The sequence below is a fragment of the Exiguobacterium sp. RM11 genome, assembly GCF_059821525.1.
The window spans coordinates 1,501,516-1,513,768 of sequence record NZ_CM187558.1 but is presented as its reverse complement, the minus strand read 5'-3'; the positions used below and the strand labels follow the sequence as shown (position 1 = coordinate 1,513,768).

At 45.4% G+C, this 12,253-nt stretch carries 14 protein-coding genes and 1 pseudogene; 12 read left to right on the top strand and 3 right to left on the bottom strand.

Annotation, left to right across the window (positions count from 1 at the left end; all coding sequences use genetic code 11):
* The first annotated feature begins 80 nt into the window (after positions 1 to 80).
* From AC5LIL_RS07920 to hfq, 5 genes are all read left to right on the top strand, one after another.
* A complete protein-coding gene (locus AC5LIL_RS07920; RefSeq protein WP_499823815.1) occupies positions 81 to 941 on the top strand; it encodes a PPK2 family polyphosphate kinase in 861 nt (286 codons plus the stop codon).
* Between the two features lie 111 nt (positions 942 to 1,052).
* Positions 1,053 to 1,643, top strand: a complete 591-nt coding sequence (locus tag AC5LIL_RS07915; RefSeq protein WP_499823814.1) for an AmiS/UreI family transporter — start codon at positions 1,053 to 1,055, stop codon at positions 1,641 to 1,643.
* A 129-nt stretch (positions 1,644 to 1,772) separates the two neighbouring features.
* The gene (locus tag AC5LIL_RS07910; RefSeq protein ID WP_499823813.1) at positions 1,773 to 2,252 is read left to right on the top strand and encodes an SMI1/KNR4 family protein; all 480 of its coding nucleotides are present in this window, start codon (positions 1,773 to 1,775) and stop codon (positions 2,250 to 2,252) included.
* 267 nt (positions 2,253 to 2,519) lie between these two features.
* Positions 2,520 to 3,455 carry a tRNA (adenosine(37)-N6)-dimethylallyltransferase MiaA gene (gene miaA, locus AC5LIL_RS07905; protein WP_499823812.1) on the top strand — a complete coding sequence of 312 codons (936 nt, stop codon included), beginning with the start codon at positions 2,520 to 2,522 and terminating at the stop codon, positions 3,453 to 3,455.
* Positions 3,456 to 3,482: 27 nt separating this feature from the next.
* The gene (gene hfq / locus AC5LIL_RS07900) at positions 3,483 to 3,731 is read left to right on the top strand and encodes an RNA chaperone Hfq (protein ID WP_012726185.1); all 249 of its coding nucleotides are present in this window, start codon (positions 3,483 to 3,485) and stop codon (positions 3,729 to 3,731) included.
* A gap of 36 nt (positions 3,732 to 3,767) precedes the next feature.
* Here the strand turns inward: hfq and AC5LIL_RS07895 are convergent, their stop codons facing one another.
* Positions 3,768 to 4,280, bottom strand: a complete 513-nt coding sequence (locus tag AC5LIL_RS07895; RefSeq protein ID WP_499823811.1) for a hypothetical protein — start codon at positions 4,278 to 4,280, stop codon at positions 3,768 to 3,770.
* A 155-nt stretch (positions 4,281 to 4,435) separates the two neighbouring features.
* Here AC5LIL_RS07895 and AC5LIL_RS07890 point away from each other — a divergent pair, with 155 nt between their 5' ends.
* From AC5LIL_RS07890 to AC5LIL_RS07860, 7 genes and pseudogenes are all read left to right on the top strand, one after another.
* Entirely contained in the window at positions 4,436 to 5,614 is a 1,179-nt protein-coding gene (locus tag AC5LIL_RS07890) for an HD domain-containing protein (protein WP_499823810.1), read from the top strand.
* Between the two features lie 15 nt (positions 5,615 to 5,629).
* Positions 5,630 to 6,097 (top strand): annotated as a pseudogene (locus AC5LIL_RS07885) (CobW family GTP-binding protein); the annotation flags it as partial.
* A gap of 135 nt (positions 6,098 to 6,232) precedes the next feature.
* Positions 6,233 to 6,580, top strand: coding sequence for a CobW C-terminal domain-containing protein (locus AC5LIL_RS07880; RefSeq protein ID WP_499825355.1), 348 nt, complete (start codon positions 6,233 to 6,235; stop codon positions 6,578 to 6,580).
* Positions 6,561 to 7,343, top strand: a complete 783-nt coding sequence (locus AC5LIL_RS07875; protein WP_214692097.1) for a 5'-3' exonuclease — start codon at positions 6,561 to 6,563, stop codon at positions 7,341 to 7,343. Before AC5LIL_RS07880 ends, AC5LIL_RS07875 begins: the two co-directional genes overlap by 20 nt.
* Positions 7,324 to 7,716, top strand: coding sequence for a reverse transcriptase-like protein (locus AC5LIL_RS07870; RefSeq protein ID WP_214761859.1), 393 nt, complete (start codon positions 7,324 to 7,326; stop codon positions 7,714 to 7,716). Before AC5LIL_RS07875 ends, AC5LIL_RS07870 begins: the two co-directional genes overlap by 20 nt.
* Before the next feature lie 103 nt (positions 7,717 to 7,819).
* Entirely contained in the window at positions 7,820 to 9,223 is a 1,404-nt protein-coding gene (fumC, locus tag AC5LIL_RS07865; RefSeq protein WP_214761861.1) for a class II fumarate hydratase, read from the top strand.
* 169 nt (positions 9,224 to 9,392) lie between these two features.
* The gene (locus tag AC5LIL_RS07860) at positions 9,393 to 10,883 is read left to right on the top strand and encodes a GGDEF domain-containing protein (protein WP_499823809.1); all 1,491 of its coding nucleotides are present in this window, start codon (positions 9,393 to 9,395) and stop codon (positions 10,881 to 10,883) included.
* Between the two features lie 18 nt (positions 10,884 to 10,901).
* Here the strand turns inward: AC5LIL_RS07860 and AC5LIL_RS07855 are convergent, their stop codons facing one another.
* Together AC5LIL_RS07855 and AC5LIL_RS07850 are read right to left on the bottom strand one after the other, a co-directional pair.
* Entirely contained in the window at positions 10,902 to 11,387 is a 486-nt protein-coding gene (locus AC5LIL_RS07855; protein ID WP_499823808.1) for a dihydrofolate reductase, read from the bottom strand.
* The gene (locus AC5LIL_RS07850; RefSeq protein WP_499823807.1) at positions 11,384 to 12,178 is read right to left on the bottom strand and encodes a thymidylate synthase; all 795 of its coding nucleotides are present in this window, start codon (positions 12,176 to 12,178) and stop codon (positions 11,384 to 11,386) included. The genes AC5LIL_RS07855 and AC5LIL_RS07850 overlap by 4 nt, the downstream gene beginning before the upstream one ends.
* Positions 12,179 to 12,253: the final 75 nt, after the last annotated feature.

Genomic DNA, 12,253 nt, shown 5'->3' with positions numbered 1-12,253 from the left:
TCCGAAATATTTCGGAAGGGATTTTTTGTGTCGATTTAGGGTAAATCAAATTGAAATGATGACTGAAAAGGGGAAATAACATGAATCTAAAAGAATATATGGCCGTACCGAACAAGGAAATTCAGTTGAGTGATTTCTCTACCCATGTGAAAGATAAACCCGATGATTCGACATTGACCGATGAACTGATTCCAGACAGTGTAGAACGATTGAAAGAGTTACATTGGAGACTATACGCCGAGAGCAAGACCGGAATCGTCGTCGTGTTACAGGCACTTGATGCAGGTGGGAAAGACGAGGCAATCAGCTACATTTTTTCAAACTTGAATGCTCAAGGGTTAAAGACGAATGCGTTTCAGAAACCTTCCGATACAGAGAAGAAGCATGACTATCTATGGCGAATGCACGACCTGTTACCGGAAAGAGGTCAAGTTGGCATTTTGAATCGGTCTCATTACGAAGAAGTGATTGCTCCTCGTGTCCATGACTTGTTAGGGGACGAAGTACTTCCGGATGAAGAGGATCAAGAAAAAGTGTGGAAAATGCGATATCGTCAAATCAACGATTACGAATTGTACTTGAAAGAGAACGGGTTTGAAGTCATCAAGTTCTTTTTCAATGTGTCAAAAGATAAACAACGTGATCGTTTGTTAGAACGACTGAAAGACCCGAAGAAGAATTGGGAGTTTTCGTTCAGCGATGTGGAAGAACGGCAATATTGGGATGATTATCAAAAAATCTTTGAAGAGATGATCACACACACATCAACGGACGTTTCACCGTGGTATATCTTGCCGGCAGACGACGAGTGGTACAGTCGTTATATCATTTCATCCGTCATGATTGATGTCCTCGAGCAAATCGACCCACAATATCCAACTTTTTCAGATGAAGAGCAAGAACGCATCGATGAAGCGATTCAGATGCTTGAAAATGAGTAACGGATGACGTTCTCGTGAACAATCAAAAATCCCCTTGCACTGAAAGCGAATTCAAGCTAAAGTGATACAGTAGAATAGAGGTCAGACATCTGTACAAAAGGGGTAATGAGAGTGGGTAACGTAAGTTTATTATTTGGTGGCGTCGCGCTATTTTTAAATAGTCTCGTCCTTCTCGGGAAGGTCGATATGAAGAGTGCCGGTGTATTCAGTTTATTCACGGGAATCTTGCAAACGTTTATCGCAACGTGGTTACTGATTGGCGCAAGTCCTGAAGAACAATTCGGTCTTGCGAGCATCTATCTGTTCGCGTTCACTTATTTATATGTCGGTGTGACGTTTATTTTGAATTTAGACGGACGCGGCGTCGGCTGGTTCTCGTTATTCGTCTCGATTGCAGCTGCTTTTTATGGGGTGATGGCAATCGCTGTAGCCGATCCAATGGGTGCATTGACATGGTTCTTCTGGTCACTCTTATGGGGACTCTTCTTTTTCGGAATGGGACTTGGCAGACCGAATGAGGCCATCACAGCACGTGTCGCTCTCGTATTGTCGTGGTTGACGCTGATTGTCCCGGCGATGATCGGGATGGCCGGACTCATGAACGGCTTGTATGACATGATTTGGTGGGCAGCGAGCGGTACGGCGATTCTATACTTTATCGTCTCCGTCAAACGAACGAAACAGGCCGTAGAAGTGGCTTGAGTATCTAGAAACACATATGAGGTCATCTGGTGAGGTATTATCGCATCGGATGACCTTTTTGTATAAATTGAAATGGTTTGGTATATACTACATTCAACAGAAAATGTTGCGTAGAAAGGGGGCCGTGGATTGATCGCCTTAGAAGCATTGAAAAGTCGACTTGCAGACAATCAATTGAAAGTACAAAGGGAAGAAGGGGATGTTGACACGTTACGATTTTCCTTCAATCAGCCTGCGACAGAACTTGAAATCAAACGATTGCCAAAAAGAACACCAGAAGCCATGATACACGTTTTGAACATGCATAACGGCGCACAGCTATTTGTCCATCCGACATACGGTGGGGGGATCCAACTTTTTAGTGTGGAAGAAATCAACGAGTATCGAGAAATATGGGAATGTCCTGAGCAGTTCATCCCCGTCGGCACCGGTATGGATGGGGAATGGATTGTCTGTGAGGTCGTCAACGAACATGAAAACTACATTTGGGTCGGAGAATTTTTGACTTATCAAGATGACATTGAAAAACTTCCGATGTGCTTTAAACGTTGGTTTGACTATTTGATTGTCGCGCAAGGTGCCCATTTTTGGGATTGGTTCAGAAGGTAAGAATTGATTAGTGGTTTCTTCATATACTTTGACTGGCACTCTTCATGAGTGTGCTTTTTTCTCATCTATTTTGTGTCTAAAATGTGAAAAGTGGGAATGAGGAAGCTAAAGGAGGCGAAAGCAGATGAGTGATGGACTCGTGTTATTACTCGGATTACTTTTATGTGGTTGGATGCTGTTTGCCGTCGTATTTGATGATAGAATAAAAAGAAGAATTTGATGGCCCGTCTCGTGAGGAGACGGGTTTTTAATTGAGGAGTGAGAGGTATGAAAAAAACACCTGTCGTCGTCATCGTCGGACCAACTGCTGTTGGGAAAACAAAGACGGGTATTGAACTAGCGAAAGCGTTCGACGGCGAGATTGTCTCAGGTGACTCGGTTCAAGTATACCGGGGCATGGACATCGGTTCGGCAAAAGTAACGAAAGAAGAAGCCGAAGGAATCCCGCACCATTTGATTGATATTTGTGACCCGGATGACGCAATGAGTGTCGCAACTTTTCAACAGTTGGCACGTGCTGCCATTGATGATATTTATGCCCGTGGCAAACTACCGATTATCGTCGGCGGAACAGGTTTGTACATTCGTTCGATTTTATATGACTATGAATTTGTGGAACGACCTGTGGATGAGGCGTTGCGGGCTGATCTCGAACGGTTAGCAGAAGTCGAGGGACGTGAGGCGTTACATCAAAAGTTGGTCCACCTTGACCCGGAACGTGCGGCTACGATTCACCCGAATAACGTCCGTCGCGTCGTGCGTGCGCTCGAAGTGGCGATGCAAGGCGATGCGCAGACGACAGACAGCGCGCCGTCCGAACATTATGATTACCGATTATTCGTCCTCCATGCTGACCGAGAACTTCTTTATGACCGAATCAATCAGCGGGTTGATGCGATGATGGAAGCAGGACTTGTTGAGGAAGTAGAGAGTTTAATGGCGAAAGGATATCGAGATACTCAGGCGATGCGAGCCATCGGATATAAGGAAATCATTCCTTATGTTGAGGGAGATATTTCGAAAGACCGTGCGACAGACTTGTTGAAACAGCATACGAGACAGTTCGCAAAGCGTCAGTTGACGTGGTTCCGTCATCAATTTGATGGAATTTGGGTGGATATGGGGCGAAAATCATTTGAACTATCATATAAATATATTTATGATGATGTAGAGGGGTTTTTTCGAAAATTCCGATTATTTTAAAGAGATAAAGACTAGGGGGAATCCAGCATGAAAGCGAGCTACAACATCCAAGACCATTTTTTGAATCAACTCCGAAAAGAAATGGTGCCAACGACCGTCTTTTTAGTGAGCGGGTTTCAAATTCGAGGTGTCATCAAATCATTTGATAACTTTACTGTCATCGTCGAATCGGAAGGTCGTCAACAATTGATTTACAAGCATGCGATCTCAACATTCTCACCTGCACGTAACGTCACGTTATACGAGCCAGATGCAGTCGAAGTAACAGAAGGATAAGCATAAAAAAGGAGCGGCCCGGGGACCGCTCCTTTTTTATGCTGTTTTTGACGTACCGGGCTGTTTGATTGCATCTAGGACGCGCTGGATGGCACATCCACCAAGGAGCGAATCCATTTGGCCACAAATCTGTGACGGGGTCGAACGGTGTAACAATGTATATGTGCGTTTCCATGCCCGTTCTGCCGATTGAATCCGGACTAGAAGGTCGGCATGGCTCAGCTCTTTCAACTTATCAATGTTAAGGCGGTTCGTACGTGTGAAAGCAGATAGGATGACCGCTTTTGCAAGTGGCGTCTGGAGTGGGTAACCAGATAGCTCGAGAGCGGCCATGGCACCTTTCATCTCGTGTTCGACGATTTTATCGAGTGACTCATCTTTTGCATATGGATTACCGGAAAGATGAGTGAGTGACTGTTCTAAGTCCTTAACCTCTATCGGACAACTGGACGCTTGTAGAATATGTTCAATGGATTGTTGCTCTTGTGCATAACGTGTCGCTTCCCCCGAGGCGATGAAACGCTCATACGTATCGATTAATGAAATCATTATCGTTTCCCCCTTTGTAGAACTATCTTTATCGTACCAATAATCGTAAGCGCTTTCAATATAATGAATGTGAAATCATGACCCTACTAGAAAGTATGTTCGCCTAATGAGCGGAAACGCGATACAATGTCAGAAGATGCGAGGAGGGAATGTTCATGAACTATTATCAACAAATTGATTCGGTCACAGGTTCATCGACGAACCGTGAAAGATTTCAAATACCGCAAATTGAAAAATCGAAAGAACGATTAGATCAGTTACCAGACGGGGCTCCTGTTCAGACGAAAGCGCTCGTTAGCACGGTCGAAGTGAGAGAAGGGAAAAGCGGGGCGAAATGGCTACAGTTAAGTGTCACGACAGCGAACGGAATGATGCGTGCGAAGCATTGGCTACGTGGAAATGAGAGTGAACTACTTCCAATCTATGAATCGGGTGTCATCGAATTGTCCGGGAAAATCGATGTCTATCCAAAACCGGATGGTGCAAAGTCGATTACAATCGATCGTGTCCAACCGATTTCAAAAGATGAGGCGATTTCTTTACTCCCAGGGTTACCGAGTGATGAGACGATGGAACAGTTTGCAGATGAGTTGTTCAGTTTAATCGATAAGTTGTCACCGACCTATCAACAGATTGCATACGGACTCCTTGATTTCGTCTGGGATGACTTTGTACTATCGCCTGCAGCTCTTTATCACCATCACAATTACGCAGGAGGATTGCTGAAGCATACCGTCTGCATGTTGCGTCTCGGATATCGGATTCAAGAACAGGATGACTATTTGGCAATGGTGTTCCGTGTGATCAAAGAAGCCGAGCAGTTGCATAAAGTCGACCTTTGGAATACGATGAACGGTGTTAAAATCGAACAAGCCTATAAAGGTACGTTCGAATCATTATATGCGGCATGTGAAGCGATGGCAGAGCGGAAGGAACCGCTGAATTGGGATGAGCTTGCGCTAGGGATCCTCTTCCATGACATCGGAAAAATATATGAATACAGTCACCTGTTATCGAGTCCAAACCGTTTTGAAAAACTTTCGCCTGTCGATGGCACGAGTGAGACGACAGGGATTTCCATCAATCCGCTAGGAACGTTGATCGGACATATGCCGTATGGTGGACTGCTATTCGAAGAAACGCTACGTCGTGCAGATGTTCGTCTGCCGATTGACGTCCATCACCGCATTTGGCATATGATCTTATCGCATCACGGGAAACGTGAGTGGGGTTCGAGTGTATTACCGATGACGACAGAGGCGTGGATGCTTCATTTAATTGATTTGTTAGACGCGCGCTACGAAAAATGGGCACGTGCACACGAAGATTTGTAAGAAAAGGGTGATAGTATGATTCCCGTACAGTTAGTGACTGGATTTTTAGGAGCAGGTAAGACGACGTATATGAATCGTCTACTCGCTGCGACAGATGAGAAGATTTGTTTAATTGTCAACGAACTAGGAGCGGTCAATATTGATGAACAGTTGATTGTAAAGATGGACCAGGAGCAAATTGAGCTCTCGAACGGATGTATTTGTTGTTCGATTCAAAATGACTTGAGTAAGACGTTTTATCAACTCGTGTCGAAGAAAGAGACGTTTGACCGAATCATCATCGAGACGACTGGTGTTGCAGACCCGGCCCCAATCATCCAGACGATTTATTACGACGAATACTTACGTCAACATTTTAAGATGAACGCCATCTTGACTGTCGTGGATGCCAGTCAAATGGATCGCGACTTATTCAAAGAAGGCATTCATCAAATCGCGTATGCGGACATGATCTTATTAAACAAGACAGATTTAGTCTCGAGCGAGGAATTGAAACATGCCCGAGCACGTATCAATCAAATCAATCCGACCGTTCGTGTAGTGGAAACGGTCCAGACGGAAGGGGCATTTGACCTTCTTGAAAACACGTTCCAACTGTCGCGAGTCGATGAAGAACAATTGAGTCGTCTTACAGAAGCGACCGAATCTGTCTCTTCTCTTCGGGCCGTCACGTTGAATGCAGATCGTCCGCTCTCTCGTGAACGCGTGACGCGATATGTTCGTGAGGTACTGATGCATTATGAGGATTCAATCTATCGGATGAAGGCAATCGTTCGTCTAAAGGATGAGAATCGAAAATTCGTCATTCAAGCAACGAATCAACTCATGGGCGCGACATTTGCGAATGAGGTACATGAAGGAAACCGTTCGGTATTCGTCTGGATTGGAAAAGAACTAGATGCCGATGCATTGGCACGAGGATTAAAAGCATGTGAGGTGGAGCAAGATGAAACTCATTCTCGTTGATGGATTTAACTTATTATCACGTTATTATTTTGCAACGGAGCGGAGAAGAGCACTCGACCCAGACGTGACGGTGAAAGGGTTGCTTCGAAAAGTCGATGCCTGGACGACGGACTTTTCACACATCGCTTTCTTTTGGGACGGGACGAGAGAAACGACGCATCGTTATGCCCTTTATCCTGAATATAAAGCGACGCGTAACGGACTCCCGGAACCGCTTTTCGAAGACTATGTCAAATTGAGAGCGGCCTTGGACGAGCGAGGGATTCTACAATCAGAATTGACCGGCTATGAGGCGGACGACTTGATGGGAGCTGTGGCGACAGCGTTCCCAGGAGAATCATATCTTTATTCCTCTGACCGTGACTTACTACAATTATTGTCACCAAACGTGTTTCAAATCATGCCGAAAAAAGGTGAAGAACAACTCGTCAATGAGAGTTCGTTTGAAGCGATGTATGGGGTGAAACCATATCAGTTTGTCGACGTGAAAGCATTACAAGGTGATTCTTCCGATAATATCCCTGGCGTTCGTGGCATCGGGCCAAAAACGGCAACCATCTTGATTCAACATTACGATACGGTCGAAACGCTCTACACGCACGTTCAAAATGCAACGCTCGAGGCACCACATCAGAAGTTTGCAAAAAAATTAGACGGGCATGAAGAGATTGCGCTCTTATCTAAACGTCTGTCACAAATTGATATCCATGCGCCGATTAATACGGACTGGGAGGCGTATCGATTTGGTTCACATTTATTTTGACGCAGCAACAAATCAGACAACCGAAGAGAACGGGCTTGGTGTCTGGATTAAGTCATCAGACGGTACGGTCTCGACGTTCAAGCGTCAAACGCAAGGTTTGTCCAGTGTCCATGCAGAATTAGCGGCTTGTGCCTATGCACTTGAAATGGCGCATACGATGCAAGGAGAGACGTCATTCATGCTCTACTCCGATGCGGAAGTGATTGTTCGTGCGTTGGAGCAACGTTTCATGAAAGATTCCTCGGCCAAACCCCTCTTTCTCAAAGCGTTGATTGCGTATGATGATTTACCGAACGTCTTTATCAAATGGATTCCTCGTGCAGAAAATCGTGCAGATGTCATTGCACGTGAAGCATTAAACGGAACGAAGTAAGCGACTAAGATCATTCTTGGTCGCTTTTTGGATTGAGTCGTTTCTTTTTAGATGGTTTTTCGCTAAAATGAAAGCGTAGTCAACTATAGAGGGGGAATTTAGCATGAAGGATTATCGAATCGAACGGGACACGATGGGGGAAATTAAAGTCCCGGCTGATGCAAAATGGGGAGCACAAACGCAACGTAGTCTTGAGAACTTTAAAATCGGTGCAGAAAAGATGCCGCTTGAGATTATACGTGCCTTCGCAATCTTGAAAAAAGGGGCGGCTCTCGCCAACGCTGAACTTGGAGTACTGGAAGAAGAGAAAGCTGAAATCATTGCGGAAGTAGCCGATGAGATTTTAGAAGGAAAGTACGACGCTGAATTTCCACTCGTCGTCTGGCAAACGGGATCGGGTACCCAATCAAACATGAACGTCAACGAAGTGATCGCGAATATTGCGAATATCAAATTGCATGCGCGTGAGCAATCGATTTGGATTCATCCGAATGATGATGTCAACAAATCGCAGAGCTCGAATGACACGTATCCGACAGCGATGCACATTGCGGCCATCCTTTCCGTGCAAGATGACGTCTTGCCGGCAATCGATGCCCTTCACCAAACTCTTTCGCAAAAAGCGGAAGCGTATATGGATATCGTCAAAATCGGACGCACACATCTTCAAGATGCGACACCGGTCACGCTCGGTCAGGAAATCAGCGGCTGGGTGCGGATGCTTGAACTCTCAAAACAAATGATTGAACGGACGATTGAACCATTGACAGAGCTTGCTCTCGGTGGAACAGCTGTCGGTACCGGAATCAACGCCCATCCTGAATTTGGGGAAGTCGTGGCGAAAAAGATTTCTGAAGAGACAGGTAAACCGTTTGTCACGGCCGTAAACAAATTCCACGCTCTTACGAGTCATGATCAACTCGTCTTTACACATGGTGCTTTAAAAGCGTTAGCGATGGATGCAATGAAGATTGCGAACGATGTGCGGTGGTTGGCATCGGGTCCACGTGCGGGAATCGGCGAAATTACGATTCCTGAAAATGAGCCAGGAAGTTCAATCATGCCAGGGAAAGTCAATCCGACACAAAGTGAAGCGCTCACGATGGTTGCCGCCCAAGTTCTTGGTAACGACGCGACGATTGGTTTCGGGGCAAGCCAAGGGAACTTTGAACTGAACGTCTTCAAACCGGTCATCATGTATAACTTCTTACAGACTTGTCGTCTCTTGACGGACAGCCTACATTCATTCAACGATCATTGTGCAATCGGGATCGAGCCGAATCATGATGTGATTTCTCGTAACGTGGAACAGTCGCTCATGCTCGTCACAGCACTCAACCCACATATCGGATATGAAAATGCTGCGAAAATTGCGAAACTGGCACACAAAAACGGTACTTCTTTAAAAGAGGCGGCATTGGAAACAGGATTATTGACAGAAGAGCAATTTGATCAATGGATTCGTCCTGAAGAGATGACATCACCGAACCTAAAAGTGAAAAAATAACACAAAGCGGTCGCAAGACCGCTTTTTTCTATGTCTATTTTAGGACGTAAGCACTAGGTATATGTAAAACAATAGAAAATAAATAAGGAAATAGTTGTATTTTATCTGTAGAAGTCGCATAATCGATACATAAGAGAATTCGGGGAGTACGAACATAGGGGGGACGAAGATGGAGCAAGGTCAACTCACTGAGCGTATACATATGATTTTAAAAAAAATATCAGAGTCTAGACAAATTCCTAAATCCGATATCGAGTTTCTACTTGATTGGGTGAAGAAAGAGGTTAGACAGCGACGCTTTATGCATCTGTTAGAAATATTTAGTCGTGTCGAGTCTGATGCGAAGGAGTTGCCTAGCGTCCTTACCCAAGCAGAGGCAATGACCTTGATCTCACCGGTGAAACGATACATCCATACCGTTCTAGGAATTGAACAAGAAGATGAGGACCTCGTTTTGATTCTTTCTGCGAGTTTTTCGACATTTAGTCGGTATAAGTCGCGTGTTGAGAAGCTTGGAGCACGTCCTGTATTCTTGCAAACACTCGAAGAAGCGGTCGAGTATGACTATGAGGACGTCCCAAAAGCCATCATCATGGACGTCGAACTATGGCCTCAGTTTAAAGAACGTGACATCCAATCGTTTGTGAGCAAGATGAGAAAACTTTACGTTCCGCTTATTGTCATCGGAACGAATGAGCATTATCGTCTCGCTGCCTATTCCTACGGATTCGATGACTATTGGGAATCATGGGTACCGATGGAGGAACGGTTAGTCCGTCTTGGTCTACATATTGAAAAGTCTCGTTTAGTTTCAAAGGCATTACTTGTCGATGAACTGACGGGTGCGTTCAACCGAAAATATTTAAAAGCGACGTTTTCTCGCTTCATCTCAAGGTTAGAGCGCTCTGGTGAGAGCTTTGCCGTTGCGCTACTTGATATCGACCATTTCAAACAGTTGAACGATACGTTCGGTCACTCTTATGGGGATGATGTGCTCCATCGTGTCTCCGAAGAAATTCGACACGCGATTCGATCGAGTGATGAGCTCATCCGTTATGGAGGAGAAGAGTTTTTAATTCTCTTGAACGTATCGGACCGAGCGATTGTCGAATCGGTGCTAGAGCGCGTCCGTACCCGGATTGAAGAGATGGAATTCCCGTACAAGCATCAAGTGACCGTATCAATCGGATATACCCGTGTCTGCCAAACAGGATATACGCTTGGAGAGTGGTGTGCATACGCAGATGAGGCGCTCTATAAGGCAAAACGTGATGGTCGAAATCGTGTCGTCCGATATACGTCGGCGGTTCGTGAGGAAAAGCGGATTGCTTACGTGACAATGTCCGAGAACACGTACACATCGCTTGCAAACCGCTTGCCAAAAGAGCATCGTCGCTATGAGGTCGTGTACCGTCCGTATGAAGCGTATTCTTGTAACGACAACATCGAAATGTTCGTCTTAGATGACACCCGCGTCCATGAAGCGAGAGGGACGCTCTCTGCTGTGAAAGAACAGCGTGGTAAATACAGTCACATCCTCGCGGTCTCCAAGCGCACAGCCTCCGAACTTGAAGCGATTTATGACGACTTCGCTGATGATAATCAGGATGAAGTCATCACGAAAAAAATTGAACAATGGTTAGAAAAACTACCTGACTAAAAAAGCAGACATCGATGATCAATCGATGTCTGCTTTGTCATATTGTATGAACGAAAAGGCGTATGCATGTTTTTCGTCTTGCGGGTGATCCATCTGATTCTGGATCGCCCATGAACCGCTCCGTTCAGGGTAATACGTGTCTGCCTCGAACGAAGCGTTTACTTCGGTGGCATAGATTCGACTAGTCATCGACATAGTCTGTTCATATAGCGTCGCGCCGCCAATGACAAACCATTCCTCGTTTTGACTTTCTTCGACAAGGCGTTCTAAATCATGCCACACTTCAATGTGATCTGCTTTAAAAGTAGAATCGGACGTCACGACGATGTTCCGTCGGTTCGGCAATGCCTTTCCAATTGATTCGAACGTTTTTCTTCCCATGACGACCGTGCCACCAGACGTGACAGATTTAAAGTGTTTTAAATCATCCGGCAATCGCCACAATAAATCATTGTCTTTCCCGATTTCCCGATTGAGTCCGTACGCGACCACATGCGAAATCATACGCTCACTTCTCCTTTAATATGTGGATGTGGGTCATATCCGAGAATCTCAAAGTCCTCAAAACGGAATGATTCAATTGAAGGTACGTCACGGACAATCTTGAGTTGTGGTAACGGACGCGGGTCACGCGACAGTTGAAGTGCCACTTGTTCGAGATGGTTATGATAAATATGAGCATCTCCGAGCGTGTGGACGAAATCGCCAACTTCTAGGCCGGTCACATGAGCGACCATATGTGTCAAAAGTGCATACGATGCGATGTTGAACGGAACACCTAAGAATGTGTCGGCGCTTCGTTGATACAACTGGCAAGAGAGCTTCCCATCAGCGACATAGAATTGGAAAAGTAAATGACACGGCGGAAGGGCCATCTCATCGAGCTGCCCAGGATTCCATGCGGAGACGATCAACCGTCTTGAATCAGGATTCGTTTTAATTTGTTCAATCACTTGAGCCAGTTGATCGACGGACGAGCCGTCCGGGCGTGGGAATGAGCGCCACTGTGAGCCGTATACCGGGCCGAGGTTCCCTTCTTCATCTGCCCATTCGTTCCAAATCCGCACTCCGTTCTCTTGTAGATAACGAATGTTCGTCTCACCCGAGATGAACCAAAGAAGTTCATGGATAATCGAACGAGTATGTAACTTTTTCGTCGTGATGAGGGGGAAGCCTTCTTGTAAATTGAATCGCATTTGATAGCCGAAAACGCTGGTCGTCCCTGTGCCGGTACGGTCCTCTTTCACTACTCCGTTTTCGAGGATGTGTCGACATAAATCATGATATTGCTTCATAAGGTGATGAACCTCCTTTTAAATCTTCGATGACTAAAGGATAACACAAGATATAGTATCTAGGAGCGTATTCCA